Here is a 14,312-nt window from a genome sequence, read left to right as displayed (position 1 = left end):
TGGGCCGTGGCCGCCGGAACTGCCTGCGCAGCCACCTTCGGTGCCGGCTTTGCCACCCTCGCTCAAGTCGAGGGCCTGGTGTCAGAGGTCAGTCTCGAGCCGCTGACCCTCTAGCTGCAGCCCTCCGCGGCACGCGCTTCAGTTTGCGTCTTCCCGGCCGGCCTAGACGAACAATTGTAAAGCGCGAGGCTTCCATATAGAATAAGCACAGAACAGTGATGTCCGGTGCGCGCCGGGGTGCATCATCTGAGGCGTCCCGGTGGTCTTGGGCGGTGGGGAGACTGCATCGAGTCCGCGCGGAAGCTGCGCGAAGAGAGGCGATTGCATGTTCGGGCTAGGGCCGCAAGAGCTCATCGTCATCCTGATCATCGTGGTCATCCTGTTCGGCGGGAAGAAGATCCCGGAGATCATGCGGGGACTGGGCCAGGGGCTCCGGGAGTTCCGGAAAGCTTCCTCCCAGGCCACGGAGGACCTCAAGAAGCTCACGGACGCAGAAGACGACGAAGACAAGCAGGGCAAGACCGCCTAGAGCGGCCCACATGACGTGCCCCGGTTTGCATGATGGGGCAGGAGATGTTCGCCTATGCAACTCACATCACGGGTCCTGACAGTTCTCAGTGTCCTTGCGACACTCACCGGCTTCACCCTCTACGCGGTCGCTGCCAGTCCAACCGGCTGCCTCCCTACCAGTGGCGCGATCAGCGGCTGGAAAGTCTTCTCGGAGACCCGATCCGGCGCCCTGGGTGAGAAAGCCAGCTACGACACCTATGACGGCCCGGTTGACGTGATGAAACAAGAGGGCATCCGCTACTTCGCCCAGCGGATGTTCAAGAGCACTACCGGCAAGCGCTACGTCACCGTCGACGCCTTCCAGTTGCGCAACGCGGGACTGGCGAAGGCTCTCTACGCCAAGAAGCGCGCCAGTTACAAGACCGCCAAGCCGCTGACAGATCAGCCGTCAATCCGCGATCGGGCCTTCATCGGCACGGTCGGCAAGACGACGGTAGGCGTCGTCCAGCGCGGGATCTTCGTGGCCGAAGTCACCATGTCGAACGCCACGACCGATGCCGACCGGGCGAAGGTCAGGGCCTTCCTCACCTACATCTCCCGCAAACTCGGAGAGTAGCAACGATAGGCCGATTGCTGTGAGAGTTGCCCGAGCGGAGGTCGCGTCTACCTCCGCTCGGATTGTCCCAGATAGCCCCGTAGCCAGCCCCTGGGCCCCCTGACAGGCCGATCTTTGGGCTCACCTAACCGCCAGGGCCCGCCAACCAGGAGAATAGCATGCTGAAGCTTCTTGACTCATACTCTCGTCAACTCGTGGACTTCGAGCCGGCCGACGGCAAGACGGCTCTCGTCTATAGCTGCGGTCCCACCGTCTACGACTTCGCTCACATCGGCAACTTCCGCGCCTTCATCTTCGGCGACATCCTCTGCCGCTGGCTGCGCTACCTGGGCTTCGAGACCCGCCAGGTGATGAACCTCACGGACGTTGACGACAAGACGATTGCCGGCGCCAGGCGGGCCGAGATGCCGCTGCGAGAGTACACCGACCAGTATACCCAGGCCTTTTTCGACGACCTCGCGACCCTCAACGTTGAGCCCGCCTGGAAGTACCCTCGGGCCACCGAGCACATCCAGCAGATGCTCGATCTGGTCTCGACTCTCGTCGAGAACGGCCATGCCTACGAGGTCGAGGGCAGCGTCTACTTCGACATCTCCAGCTTTGAGGGCTACGGGAAGCTGTCGGGCGTCTCACCGGACTCCGAGGCCCGCGACAGCGCCTTTGGTCGCCTCGAGGGCGACCAGTACGAGCGCGAGGAAGTCGGCGACTTCGCCCTCTGGAAGGCGCAGAAGGAACCGGATGAGCCCGCCTGGGACAGCCCCTGGGGACCCGGGCGACCGGGCTGGCACATCGAGTGCTCGGCCATGTCGATGCAGTACCTGGGCACCACCCTGGACATCCACAACGGCGGCATTGACCTGCGCTTCCCGCACCATGAGAACGAGATCGCCCAGAGCGAAGCGGCGACCGGCAAGCCCTTCGTCCGCTGCTGGCTGCACTCCGAGCACCTCCTCGTGGACGGGACGAAGATGTCCAAGTCCCTGGGCAACTTCTTCACCCTCCGTGACCTGTTCGGCAAGGGCTACGACCCGATGACGATCCGCTACGAGTTGCTGACGGCCCACTACCGCAAGCAACTCAACTTCACCCTTGAGGGCCTCGAGCAGAGCAAGGCTGCGCTGGACCGGATCTACACCTTCGCAGACCGGCTGCGCAAGATGTCCCTGCAGCCCGGAGCGACCGAGCCGGTCAAGCAGATTCTGGAGAGCAGCCTGGCCGAGTTCGAGGCTGCCATGAACGACGACCTCAACGTGCCCGGCGCCCTGGGCGCGACCTTTGAGATGATCAAGCAGCTCAATCCTCTCGCCGAGGGTGCAGAGCTCGGTGAGGAAGACCGGGACGCTATCCTGGCTGCCCTGCAACGCATGGACACGGTGCTGGGCGTCCTCAAGCCCGTGTTCGAGACCGAGGCCGGCGACGACGATGCCGAGATCGATGCCCTGGTTGCAGAGCGCACCGAGGCACGCAAGCAGCGCAACTTCGCCCGCGCCGACGAAATCCGCAGGATACTGGACGACCGCGGGATCATCCTGGAGGACGGTCCCGAAGGGACCCTCTGGCGCCGCAAGCATTGATGCCCCTGACGGTTCGCGACCTGCTTCAGGGGACAGAGCTTCGCGGCAGCCGGCATGCCTAAGTTACGGAGGCTCACGATGTCGGTTGTGAAGACGGTTCACGTAGGACTTGGCCCAATCGGCCTCAAGATTGCTCGCGCCACCCTTCACAGTGGGTTCGCACAGCCGGTGGCTGCCGCCGACGTGTCACCTGAACTCGTTGGAAAATCCCTCGGCGAGCTCGTCGAGAGCACGGAGGGCACGGAGGTCGTCGTCCTGGACTCCCTGGAGGCTGCGCTGGCCGCAGGGAAGGCCGCTGGAGCCCAGGTGCTCGTTCTAGCCACAGGCTCCAAGCTCCCTGCGATTGCCTCACAGTTGCGGGCGGCAATCGAGGCCGGTCTGAACGTGGTCTCCACCTCTGAGGAGCTGTCCTGGCCCTGGTTGCGCAACCCGGACCTGGCCAACGAGCTCGACGCTCTGGCGAAGCAGCACGGTGTGACCCTGGTCGGCACCGGCATCAACCCCGGCTTCCTTCTTGACCTGCTGCCGCTCTTGCTGTGCCGGCCCTGCGTCGGAGTGCGCAAGATCACGGCCAAGAGGATCGTGAACGTGTCTGCCCGGCGTCAGCAGCTTCAGAAGAAGATCGGCTCCGGCCTCGATCCGGAGACTTACCGCGCACTCGCAGCCAAAGAGCAGATCGGTCACGTCGGCCTCGGCGAGTCCGCCGCCTTCCTCGCAGCAGGTCTGGGCTGGGAGCACGAGGACATCTACGAGACCATCGAGCCCGTCATCGCTACCGAGCCCTGTGGCACCGAGTACTTTCAGATCCAGCCGGGGCAGGTCAAGGGGAGCCACCAGGTCGCCCGCATCAGCACCGATGACGGCAAGTGCATCGAGCTCATCTGCCGCATGACCCATGGCGAGCCCGACCCGCGTGATGAGGTCTTCGTTGAGGGCGAGCCCTACGTCCACATGCGCATCGAGGGAGGCATCTTCGGCGACACTGCCACGGTTGGCTGCGTACTCAACATTCTGCGCCAGACCGTCAACGCCGTCCCGGGCCTCCTGACTGTCAAGGACATCCCGGTCGGATAGCATCACCCGACCCTCCAGCAGATACCCAGAGACCTCGCGCAGTATCTCGGCGCGAGGTCCCATCGTATCCCCTCGATCCTGCAGGGAGGCCCTGAGGCTACTGCACAGTGAGAGTCGGTGTGGGCGGAGCCTGGTCGGCGAGAGTGACGGCCAGTTCCTGCAGCCGACCTTGAGAGTGGTCGAAGAGCATCCGATAGGACTCGCAGAAGTAGTTCGAGGCGAAGGCCTCATACGGGAGTTCCTGGTCTGGAGCCAGGCCAAGGTTGTGCAGCCGGTGACGCTGGCAACCGCCATGACATTTGCCAACCCACGGGCACTCCCGGCAGCGCTCGCAGACCTCGCCCTTCGCGTATCGGAACTCCCGGAACTTCGCCGACAGTGCGATCTCCCGCAGCGGCGTTTCCATGAGGTTCCCCAGCCGCCACTGCTTCTCGACGAAGAAGTCGCACGGGTACACGTCGCCGTTGTGCTCAATCAGCAGGTACTCGGCGCAGGTGGGGCGGAAGATGCAGGTCGGCGATTCGTGGCCCATGTACGCCATCAGCAGGTCGTCGAAGGTACGCACGTAGGTCCTCGGCGGCGTGTCGGCCGCCCAGCGGTCGAAGAGAGTGCACAGAAACTCGCCATACTGGTGAGGGCTGCACGAGTAGGGCTCGATCCGCCCCGTCTCGGGATTGACCTCGATGCAGGGGATGAACTGCAGGAAGTGCAGGTCCTGGGCCATGAAGAAGTCGTAGATCTCGGCGGCCTTGTCGGCCGAGAAGGCCGTGACCATGCACAGGATATTGAACTCGACTTGGTGCTCGCGGAGGGTCTGGACTGTGCGCATGACCCGGTCCCAGGTCGGTCGTCGGCCCATGTCGATCCGGTAGTAGTCATGCACGTACTGCGGCCCGTCGAGGCTGAGCCCGACCAGGAAGTTGTACCGGTGCAGGAACCGCGCCCAGTCGGCGTCGAGCAGCACCCCGTTGGTCTGGAAGCCGTTGGCAATGGCCTGCCCCGGCTTCGCCTTCTGCATCTGAACCGCCACAACACGGCGGAAGAAGTTCAGGCCAAGGGTCGTCGGCTCTCCCCCTTGCCAGCCGAAGGAAGGGTTCGTGCCCGCCATCTGCATGTAATCGCCGACAAACCTGTGCATCACTTCGCGGCTCATCTGATGCCGACGGCTGTTCGGGTACAGGGACAGCTTCGGGCGGTAGAAGCAGTACTCACAGCGAAGGTTGCAATCGGGGCCCGCGGGCTTCACCAGTACCCCGAGACGCTGAAGATACGCTTCCTGCTCCTGTTCGGTCATCGCATCCATGGGCAAACCTCTCGCCCGGCGGTAGGGGCAATCACAAGCGCCCCGTCGCCACCGAGGCAGGCGTTCTCATCAGTCGCGAAGAAGATGATAGCAGGTTCCTAGCCTTTGCGGCAAACGCCGGTCGCCATGCGACAGGGTTGCCCCCAAGTCCCGAGGAGGTAAGCCAATGCCAGACAAGCAGCAGCCCGCCGGAGACTTTCGGTACTCTACCGGAGCAGCCCAGATCCCCTGGGCCGCCGTCGGTGAGCACCTCGGTGCCTGTGAGGCCAAGAGCATACTGCGGTTCCTCGCCCGCCCGCAGCCGGGGCAGGAGAGCGCATACGAGGAGCGTCTCGCAACCCTTGAGCAGGCTGTCGATGCACTGTGGCAGGTCGCGGCGCCGGCGACCAAACTGAGCCTTGGCGACAAGGTCGCACAGGTCGAGGCAGAGACCGCCAGGATGCTGGGAGCCCGCTACACTTCCTTCGTGACCAACGCCACCCACGGCTTTGAGATCGCCTATCGGTATGCGAATCTGGGGCCTGGCGACGAGGTCATCGCTCCGGCGATCAGCTTCATCGCCACCATCGCCTACCCCCTGGAGATCGGGGCCAAGGTTGTCTTCGCCGACCTCGATCCCCGCACGATCAACATGGATCCCGCCGACGTCGCGCGGAAGGTCACCGACCGCACGAAGGTCATCATCCCCGTACACATCGGCGGCTACCCCGTCGACATGGACCCGATCATGGAGATCGCCCGCGAGCGCGATGTCCTGGTCATCGAGGACGCCGCCCATGCCTTCGGTGGTCGCTACAAGGGCCGCGCCATCGGGACTCTCGGCGACTTCGGCGCCTTCAGCTTCCACGAGGTCAAGAACGTGACGGCCTTCGGCGAAGGGGGCATCCTGTGCACCGACCTCCACTGGGGCGAGAACCTCAAGAAGGCGCGGTTCCTCGGCCTCGACCTGAGCCGCCAGATCGAGAACTGGCTCTATGACGTGGTCGCTCTGCCGGGCAAGTCCGGTCCCTTCGCCACCGGCAACTACAGCTCAACCGAGATCCAGGCCGTGTGCCTGCTCTGCCAGCTTGGCCGCATCGAGCAGATCATCGCCCGGCGGCGAGGTGTAGCGGAGTACCTGAACCAGCGTTTCGCCGAGGTCGAGGGCCTGGTGACCCCGCCGGGCGACAGCGACGACATCTCCCCCACCTGGCACCTGTACCTCCTGCAGATCGAACCAGACGTCCTGGGTGCCGATGTGCAGGAGTTCAAGGCGCGGCTGTCGGCCAAGGGTGTCACCAACATCCCCCACTTCGCGCCCATGTACAAGTTCGACCTTTGCAGGTCCCTCGGGTACGACATCGAGGCCATCGCGAGCTCTTGCCCGGTGGCTGAGGAGGTCTTCAACCACCGTTTCACCCACCTGCCGCTGTACCCGCTGACCGAGGAGCAGGTTGTGCGAATGGCCGACCTGGTCATCGAGACCGCTGAGGAGATGAAGGCCGGCAGGTAGTGCGAGGCTGGCTCTCTGGTGGAGTCCACACCCGACGGGTCTGTTCAGGAGGCCGCACAATCGGGTATGATAGCGGCGTGGCTCTGGCCCCGGCCCAGAGTCGACGACGTAGCGAGCATGAGGTCTGCATGCGTTGCGGTCGCGTCCAGGCCAGGAACCCACGGTCCGGCACTCAGTGCACGGCCGACGAGGAGAAGCACCACATGCAGCTTCGCACCGTCCTTGCCGCCACGCTCTTCGCCCTGGCCCTTGCACTTCCGCAGTTTGGGGCCCAGGCCGCCGACGACATGCTCACCGTCGCGCAGGACAACCGCACGACCGAAGAGACTCTTGCCCGCTACTTCAAGGCCGCCTATGAGGTGTCCCTGACCGTCGTTGAGGGCGACGACAAGGACCTGACGCTGCTGGCCCGGGAGAAGGCGGAGAACGTCCCTGAGTACCTCATGATGCTCAAGTCCGCAGCCTCGGCGACAGACAAGGACGGCAAGATCACCGAGCGTGCAGTCGTCCTGGCCGTGCTCTCGCAGATGAAGGTGCCTGCCGACAGGCGTCCGCAGGTCCTCGAGGCCATGAACAAGCTCAACAATACCAGCGACTTCTGCCGCCTGTACATAGATAACGACGACGAGGTCTCGATGCGCTGGGAGCTCAACATTCTGAAGACCGGCCTGCCGACGGACGTAGTCGTCGACACCTACCTGAGAATGTGTAAAGCCTGGACGAGCGCTCAGCCGGTCCTGGCCAAGATACTCATACAGTAACCGACGGATCACGCAGCGTCCGCAGCCCACAAGCGGCAGGTACCCCACGGGGGCTCGGACGCCCTGCACCAGACTGGACAAGACGTCGCCCATGAGGGACATGGCACTGACCGGGACAAACCGATACGTTTATTGACGGGCGCTGTGGCCTGCCGCAAGGCTGCAGCGCCGTCCCGTGTTCGTGCCCTGAGTCTGTCACCTGCTCTCAGCGGGTGCAGGGCTACCCTATCGGCGGCGTCTTTCGCTGCCGGCCTTCCACCAGCCGTGGCAAGGTACACGGCCAAGCCTGCGGCAAGGGAACCTGAGGAGACCCAACATGACACCGGAAGCCCAACTAGAGATACTGGCGCGTAGCTGCGTCGACCTGCACTCACAGGAAGAGCTGCTCGAGAAGCTCAAAGAGGGACGTCCCCTCCGAATCAAGTACGGCGCCGACCCCAGTGCCCCGGACTTGCACCTGGGTCACAGCGTTCCGCTGTGGCGCCTGCGGCAGTTCCAGGACCTCGGCCACACCGTCGTCTTCATCATCGGCGACTTCACCGGGATGATCGGCGACCCCAGCGGCAAGTCCAAGACCCGCCCCATGCTGACTCGAGAGCAGGTCGAGGCCAACGCCAGGACCTACGCCGAGCAACTGGGCAAGATCCTCGACGTCGACAAGTGCGAGGTCCACTACAACAGCGAGTGGTTCAGCAAGATGACCACCGCTGAGTTCCTCGCCCTGGCCTCGCACTACACCGTCGCCCGCATGCTTGAGCGTGACGACTTCGCCCTGCGGATGCGCGACGAAGTGCCGATCTCCATGCTGGAGCTCATGTACCCGCTCGTGCAGGCCTACGATTCGGTTGCCATCGACTCCGATATCGAGATCGGCGGCACAGACCAGCTCTTCAACTTCCTCGTTGCCCGTGACATCATGCGCGCCTATGGCAAGACTCCCCAGTGCGTGATGACCTGGCCGCTCCTGGTCGGCCTCGATGGTCACGTCAAGATGAGCAAGTCCCTGGGCAACTACGTCGGAATCACCGATGAGCCCAACGACATGTTCGGCAAGCTCATGTCAATCCCGGATGAGACCATGCCGCAGTACTTCCGGCTGCTCCTCGGCAAGGAAGAGCAAGAAGTCCAGGAGATGCGGGAAGCCATGGCCTCCGGCGCTGTCAACCCGCGCAACCTCAAGGCCGAACTGGGCCGGGCCATCGTCGGCATGTACTACGACGACGCCGCTGCCCAGGCTGCCAGTGACGAGTTCGACCACGTCTTTGCCGCGAAGCAGGTCCCGACCGATATAGCTCAGGTAGACGTGTCGGAGGAACTGGAGGACGGCCATATGTGGATCGTGCAGGCAGCCGTGGTCACCGGCCTGGCACCGACCAAGGGAGAAGCCCGGCGCCTCGTGCGTCAGGGCGGAGTGCGGCTGAATGATGCGGTCATCTCCGACGAGATGGCGCAGGTCGAGATCCATGACGGCGACGTGCTCAATGTCGGCAAGCGCCGCTTCGCTCAGTTGCGTGTGAAGTAGCGGCCAGGGGCACGCTCAGGAGCCAGGCAGGAGAAGCCGGGCCCGCACCGAAGTACCAAGGCGAACTGCTCTTGCACACGAATCAGGAGGTGTCGGGAATGGCTAGCGATAGGGGCTCCGACCTGGGAACGGTCATCGTCGCCGGTGCTATCGGGGCCGCCGTAGGAGCTCTTGTGGCCTTGCTGCTGGCGCCGAAACCAGGAACTGAGACGCGGGCCGAACTGGGCGACAAGGCCAAGGATGCCTGGGACAAGGCTCGCGAGAAGACCGGCGAAGTTGTGGCAACGGTGAAGGAACGCCTTCACGAGCGCGGCGAGGAGACCCCGGAAGCAGAGGAGACCGTCGCCGCCGACGAGCCCGACCTTACCCAAGCCTAACGCTGCGCTACGGCTCCTGCAGTTGCAGCGACGCACAGACTGAAGGCCTGGTCTGGACCTCTGGGGGTGCCGCAAGTGGTTGTCCTGATTCCGGTGCTTCGATGCGCACTCTTGGTGGCGGGCCTTCTGGTCGCGTTCACACTCCTGACCGGGTGCCCGCCGTCGGCGACACCGTCCAGCCCCACACAGGCAACTCCCTCTCCTGCACCAACCGCAGCACCGAACCACTCGGCCGACTGGGGTCTGGTCTACGCCACGGCGGATCGCCTGTGCTGGGTGGACGCCAGGGGCGGAGCACCGGTCCAGTTAGCTGTGCTCACAAGCCCAGAGACCCTCTGCGCCGAGGTGTCTCCCGAGGGGAAGCTTCTCGCAATCCTCTCGCAGGGCAAGCTCACGGTCGTCGATCTGACCGCACCGATCGCGCCCCCTGATAAGCAGATTCCACTACCCGAAGAGACCCATCCGAACTCCTTAGCCTGGTCCCACGATGGAGCGCGGTTGGCCTACACCGTCTCCGGCAACCTCTACCTTGCCCGGCCGGACGCGAGCACTCGCCAGGTCACCAGCAACGGTATCGCCACCGAGCCGGCCTGGTCGCCCGACGATCGCACCATCGCTTACGGGACCAGAGGCCCCAAGGACGAGGACAAGGGCCTGTGGCTGCTCGACACCACGAGCGGCGCGGCCAAGATGCTGGTGCCTCCTTCGGGTGATCCGGAGGGCGATGTCTTCGCCGCCTCGCACCCGGTCTGGTCACCCGACGGCCGCTGGATCGCCTTCCTGCACGCCTATGAGGGTGGCGCCTTGTGCTTTGTCAGCCCCGATGGAAGCAGCAAACGGATCGACGTCACCTCCGCCTGGTGGCCGCTGTACTGGCTGCAGGACAGCTCCTGCGTGGTCTACGATGCCACGAACGCCGAAGGCGGACCGGTGGTCGGCCTGGCCAAGTGCACGCCCGAAGGCCAGCCCGAGACGGTAGTGCCCGGACTCGTTCTGGCCTACGACCTGCGAACCGACGGCGAGTTGTTGGTGGTGCGAGGCCTGGAGGGCAAAACGGAGCAGGAGGGTGTGCAGAAACTCGAGGTCTTCACGGTTCCCCTGACGAGGAAGGCAAGCTCCCAGCCTACAGCGTCTCTGGCCGGCTATTCGGGGCACTGCCGATGGAAGCCCGATGGGACCGCCCGGGCGGTTCTCGCCATCGAGCAGGAAGACAAGGGGAAGCTCTACGTGGCCGCGAGCGGCGAAGCCCTGCGACCGGTGGCCAACGGTGTCATGCAACTGCTGGGCTGGAGCATCGGTCCGGCGACTACCACACCTCCTCAGTGAGCACGGTCCCCCGAGGGGTTGCGCGGTTCTCCTACCGGTGTACCAGCGGGGCCTGCAACCAGTCCCTGAGACGCGGCAGAGGGCGACTCCGTGTGGGCAGTCGCCCTCTGCACCAAGAGCTGCCTCTGTCGCCGGTCGCCCCAGGTACCACGCAACGGTCCGACGTTACGCCTTGTGCGTGATCCTGAAGTGGATCCCCTTGATGTCCGGCCACGCACGTCCGCAAGTGGGACACAGCACGTGCCCGTGCGACACACGGCTGCTATGCTGGACGACGCCGTTACACAGGGGGTAGGGACACCTGCCTTCGTGCAGGCACTGGTACCTCGTTCTGGCCCGGGCCCACACCAGCCCTAGACCCACGAGGGCTACCACAAACACGCCCCCCAACAGCCCGACTGGGGTATGTACCGCACGACCAAGCAGGCCCACGCCTCCCAGCAACAGAAAGGCAGCCACGAGGGTCGCGGGTGTAACCAGGTCCGTCGGGATAATCAGTCGAGACATCGTCCGTAGCACTCCTGCCACTCCCCCTTCTAGCGGACTCCCAGGTCCCGGCGCCCCGTACAACTGCGTGCGGTCTTGGCCCTCTGAAGCGAAACACCCAATCGCACTCGGATTATACCCTACTCAGCCCCCGCACTATCACAACGCCGCTCAATTTAGGCTAACGATTGCGACAAAGGTTCACAAATCACTCCTTCTGCCTCCCTGTGCCGCTGCACTCCCCTGCCCCTAACGGGTCGGACCGGGGCACTCTCGCCCAGCGTTGACGCCGGACAGGTTGTCGCCTAATATGGAGGCAACAGCCCATACAGCGCCTTCCACAGACAGTGGGTGTTCGCGATGAGCCGCACCGAGTGGGTCGAGACAATCGCCATGATCCTGATCATCGTCCTTTGGTGGCCGGTGATCTTCCTCGGCTGGGGACCGCCCTACTACCGTGGTCCGCTGACCGTGCTGTCCGTCGTAGTCGTGCTCGCGATCTTCATCGTCCGGCTCAGGCGGGTGAACCAGGGCTTCAGCCAGAGCGAGCGGTTGATGCAGATGCGCTTTGAGGCCGAGAAGAAGGCCCGAGGCGGAGACCCAAGACTGGACGAGACCAAGCCTCCCGATGTGTCGTCGCAACTGCCCTTCCTTCCACCCAAAACCCCGCCGCCGGAGGACAAGAAGCAGTAGCGCTACCGGCGGCCGCCAGCTTGTACCACAGGAGTCATACCCATTTTGGACGTCACTCGCTTCCTCAACGCTACCCGGCATAGCCGCCACTATCAGGGCCAGATTGTGCGTGTCGAGAACCTGGCCCCGAGGGAAGCGACCTACGGCGAGCTATCCTCGCCTCTCCCGGAAGCTCTGCACCAGGTCCTCGCACAGGACGACATCGAGCAACTCTACACCCATCAGGTCGACGCCGTCGAGGCAGCACACCGGGGTGAACACCTCGTCGTCGTCACCTCCACGGCGAGCGGCAAGACGCTCTGCTACAACATCCCGGTGCTCGAGACGCTGCTGCAAGAACCCAAGGCCAAGGCGCTCTACCTGTTCCCCACCAAGGCCCTTGCCCAGGACCAGCTCAAGACCCTCAAACGCTACCGGTCGCTGGCTCCCGACTTGCCCCTGGAGGCCGGGACCTACGACGGCGACACGCCCCAGGAAGCACGACGCCTCCTGCGCGACGAGGCCAACGTCATCCTCACCAACCCGGACATGCTGCACAGCGGCATCCTCCCTCACCATCCACGCTGGGCGCACTTCTTCGGGTCGCTGCGCTTTGTGGTGATCGACGAGGTTCACAGCTACCGCGGCGTCTTCGGCAGTCACGTGGCCAATGTGGTCCGCAGACTCCGTCGCATCTGCCGGCACTACGGGGCCGACCCGCAGTTCATCTGCTGCAGCGCCACCATCGGCAACCCGGCGGAGCATGCCTCCGGGATCACCGGCCTGCCCATGACGCTCGTCGACAAGGACGGCTCGCCCAAGGGTGCCAAGAGGTTCGTGCTGTGGAATCCGCCCTATCTGGACGAGAGCAAGCTTGGCCGCCGCAGTGCCAACGTCGAGGCCCAGTACCTGATGTGCGACCTCATCGAGCGCTACCATGCGCAGGTCATCGCCTTCGTGCGAGCCCGGACGACAGCGGAGATACTGTATCGGTATGTGCAAGATGAGCTGGACAAACGTAGCCACCGTTTGCGCGACACCGTGCGGGCCTACCGAGGCGGTTACCTGCCCAGTGAGCGCCGGGAGATCGAGCAGCGTCTCTTCAATGGCGAGCTACTTGGCGTCACCACCACCAATGCCCTGGAGCTCGGTATCGACATCGGCAGCCTGGATGCCTGCGTGATGGTCGGCTACCCGGGCACCATCGCCAGCGCCTGGCAGCAGGCAGGTAGAGCCGGACGCAAGCAAGCTGACTCCCTGGCCATCCTCATCGCCCGCGAGGACCCGATCGACCAGTACCTGATGCGCAAGCCGGGGTACTTCTTCGAGCAGCCCCATGAACAGGCAATCATAGACCCGCAGAACCCCTACATCCTCTACGGCCATGTGCGCTGCGGCACTCAGGAACTGCCGATGACGGGAGACGATGCCGAGCTGTTCGGCGACCAACTCGGCGGCGTCATGCAGCTTCTCTTCGAGATGGGTGAGGTACAGGAAATCCGGGGGCGCTGGCACTGGCGAGGCCCCAGGTATCCCGCCGGCGACGTGAACCTGCGGGTCTTCAGCGACCACAACTACGTCATCCAGGATCTCGACACCGGCAAGGTCATCGGCGAGCTCGACGAGTGGGGCGCCTTCACCCAGCTACACACCGAAGCCGTGTACATGCATGACGGCGAGACCTACTTCGTCAACGAGCTAAACCTGACCGAGCGCATCGCCTACGTCCGGCGCCGTGAACTGGACTACTTCACGATGTCGGTCGACCGCACCGAGGTCCAGCTTCAGGACCTTCCCGAAGAGCCGCCTCAGAAGCGCGAGTGGAGGATCAGCGAGGTCGGCAGCGGCCCGGCGAGGGTCACGAACCTCGTCTACATGTTCCGCAAGATCAAGTTCTACGAGAGCGACAGCATCGGCTTCGGCACGCTGGACCTGCCGCCGCTGACCCTCGACACCATCGCCTTCTGGCTGGCCCCACCACGCCATGCGCTTCAGAAGGTCAGGGAGTACGGTCGGCGGCCGGAGGATGGGCTGCTCGGGATCGCCAATGCCATGACGGGAGTCTTGCCCGCGCATGTCATGTGTGACCCTTCGGACGTGGGCAGCGTGGTAGACTCCGGCAACCTGGGCACTCCGGCGATCTTCATCTACGACCGCTACCCGGAGGGCGTCGGCTTCTCGGAGAAGACCTATGAGATCGTGGAGGACGTGGCGCGCTCGGCCTTGGAGCTGATCCACGAGTGCGGCTGCGAGGAGGGCTGTCCCTCCTGTGTAGGCTCTCCCCTGCCCCACTTCGAGCCCCAGGGAGCCGACATCGACACCCGCGGCAAGATACCTGACAAGGAAGCGGCCTTGTGCATCCTGCACGATCTGCTTCAGCTTGAGCCCTACGAACCCAAGCCGCCCGGTGAGATGTATGCGCGCAGACTCGCCCAGGCGACCAGCGGCCTTCCGGCGGGCGCCGAGACTGCAGCGACGACTCCGCCTACGCCGCTGGAGCTCAAGTCCCTCCCGGAGTCTGTCGAGGCGAAGCTGCGGCGAAGAATCCGGCAATTGCGCAAGGAAGGCCAGTAGCCGCTCCTCCCGGCGAAGGATAGCT

12 protein-coding genes are annotated in these 14,312 nt (G+C 64.1%); 11 read left to right on the top strand and 1 reads right to left on the bottom strand.

The window, feature by feature from the left end; genetic code table 11:
• The first annotated feature begins 325 nt into the window (after positions 1-325).
• The 4 genes from tatA to ABFE16_15940 all read left to right on the top strand — a co-directional run bounded on the left by tatA (position 326) and on the right by ABFE16_15940 (position 3,774).
• The gene (tatA, locus tag ABFE16_15955) at positions 326-529 is read left to right on the top strand and encodes a twin-arginine translocase TatA/TatE family subunit (GenBank protein MEN6346797.1); all 204 of its coding nucleotides are present in this window, start codon (positions 326-328) and stop codon (positions 527-529) included.
• A gap of 54 nt (positions 530-583) precedes the next feature.
• Positions 584-1,126: a hypothetical protein gene (locus ABFE16_15950; GenBank protein ID MEN6346796.1), complete on the top strand. Its 543-nt coding sequence runs from the start codon at positions 584-586 to the stop codon at positions 1,124-1,126.
• Between the two features lie 158 nt (positions 1,127-1,284).
• Positions 1,285-2,700, top strand: coding sequence for a cysteine--tRNA ligase (gene cysS, locus ABFE16_15945; GenBank protein ID MEN6346795.1), 1,416 nt, complete (start codon positions 1,285-1,287; stop codon positions 2,698-2,700).
• A gap of 78 nt (positions 2,701-2,778) precedes the next feature.
• Positions 2,779-3,774, top strand: a complete 996-nt coding sequence (locus ABFE16_15940; protein MEN6346794.1) for a dihydrodipicolinate reductase — start codon at positions 2,779-2,781, stop codon at positions 3,772-3,774.
• Between the two features lie 97 nt (positions 3,775-3,871).
• Here the strand turns inward: ABFE16_15940 and ABFE16_15935 are convergent, their stop codons facing one another.
• The gene (locus ABFE16_15935) at positions 3,872-5,077 is read right to left on the bottom strand and encodes an anaerobic sulfatase maturase (protein ID MEN6346793.1); all 1,206 of its coding nucleotides are present in this window, start codon (positions 5,075-5,077) and stop codon (positions 3,872-3,874) included.
• 166 nt (positions 5,078-5,243) lie between these two features.
• On the opposite strand from ABFE16_15935, the gene ABFE16_15930 reads away from it, so the two are divergent.
• The 7 genes from ABFE16_15930 (at position 5,244) to ABFE16_15900 (ending at position 14,287) form a co-directional block, all read left to right on the top strand.
• Complete coding sequence (locus tag ABFE16_15930; GenBank protein MEN6346792.1) at positions 5,244-6,569, top strand: DegT/DnrJ/EryC1/StrS family aminotransferase; 1,326 nt, start codon at positions 5,244-5,246, stop codon at positions 6,567-6,569.
• Between the two features lie 203 nt (positions 6,570-6,772).
• Positions 6,773-7,330 (top strand): YbjN domain-containing protein, encoded by a 558-nt coding sequence (locus ABFE16_15925; GenBank protein ID MEN6346791.1) that lies wholly within the window; start codon positions 6,773-6,775, stop codon positions 7,328-7,330.
• 316 nt (positions 7,331-7,646) lie between these two features.
• Positions 7,647-8,852, top strand: a complete 1,206-nt coding sequence (gene tyrS / locus ABFE16_15920) for a tyrosine--tRNA ligase (GenBank protein ID MEN6346790.1) — start codon at positions 7,647-7,649, stop codon at positions 8,850-8,852.
• Between the two features lie 98 nt (positions 8,853-8,950).
• On the top strand, positions 8,951-9,229 hold the full coding sequence (locus ABFE16_15915; protein MEN6346789.1) for a YtxH domain-containing protein: 279 nt from the start codon (positions 8,951-8,953) through the stop codon (positions 9,227-9,229).
• Between the two features lie 75 nt (positions 9,230-9,304).
• A complete protein-coding gene (locus ABFE16_15910; GenBank protein MEN6346788.1) occupies positions 9,305-10,555 on the top strand; it encodes a hypothetical protein in 1,251 nt (416 codons plus the stop codon).
• A gap of 846 nt (positions 10,556-11,401) precedes the next feature.
• Positions 11,402-11,734 (top strand): hypothetical protein, encoded by a 333-nt coding sequence (locus tag ABFE16_15905; protein MEN6346787.1) that lies wholly within the window; start codon positions 11,402-11,404, stop codon positions 11,732-11,734.
• Between the two features lie 45 nt (positions 11,735-11,779).
• Positions 11,780-14,287: a DEAD/DEAH box helicase gene (locus ABFE16_15900; GenBank protein MEN6346786.1), complete on the top strand. Its 2,508-nt coding sequence runs from the start codon at positions 11,780-11,782 to the stop codon at positions 14,285-14,287.
• The last annotated feature ends 25 nt before the right edge of the window (positions 14,288-14,312 follow it).

The organism is Armatimonadia bacterium (genome assembly GCA_039679385.1).
Lineage (GTDB): Bacteria > Armatimonadota > Zipacnadia > Zipacnadales > JABUFB01 > JAJFTQ01.
The sequence above is the reverse complement of the archived record's forward strand: the minus strand, read 5'-3'. Positions and strand labels throughout refer to the sequence as shown.

Excerpts from the sequence above, each read along its gene's own strand:
- tatA (MEN6346797.1), top strand. The coding sequence starts at position 326 with ATGTTCGGGCTAGGGCCGCAAGAGCTCATCGTCATCCTGATCATCGTG.
- ABFE16_15950 (MEN6346796.1), top strand. The coding sequence starts at position 584 with ATGCAACTCACATCACGGGTCCTGACAGTTCTCAGTGTCCTTGCGACA.
- cysS (MEN6346795.1), top strand. The coding sequence starts at position 1,285 with ATGCTGAAGCTTCTTGACTCATACTCTCGTCAACTCGTGGACTTCGAG.
- ABFE16_15940 (MEN6346794.1), top strand. The coding sequence starts at position 2,779 with ATGTCGGTTGTGAAGACGGTTCACGTAGGACTTGGCCCAATCGGCCTC.
- ABFE16_15935 (MEN6346793.1), bottom strand. The coding sequence starts at position 5,077 with ATGGATGCGATGACCGAACAGGAGCAGGAAGCGTATCTTCAGCGTCTC.
- ABFE16_15930 (MEN6346792.1), top strand. The coding sequence starts at position 5,244 with ATGCCAGACAAGCAGCAGCCCGCCGGAGACTTTCGGTACTCTACCGGA.
- ABFE16_15925 (MEN6346791.1), top strand. The coding sequence starts at position 6,773 with ATGCAGCTTCGCACCGTCCTTGCCGCCACGCTCTTCGCCCTGGCCCTT.
- tyrS (MEN6346790.1), top strand. The coding sequence starts at position 7,647 with ATGACACCGGAAGCCCAACTAGAGATACTGGCGCGTAGCTGCGTCGAC.
- ABFE16_15915 (MEN6346789.1), top strand. The coding sequence starts at position 8,951 with ATGGCTAGCGATAGGGGCTCCGACCTGGGAACGGTCATCGTCGCCGGT.
- ABFE16_15905 (MEN6346787.1), top strand. The coding sequence starts at position 11,402 with ATGAGCCGCACCGAGTGGGTCGAGACAATCGCCATGATCCTGATCATC.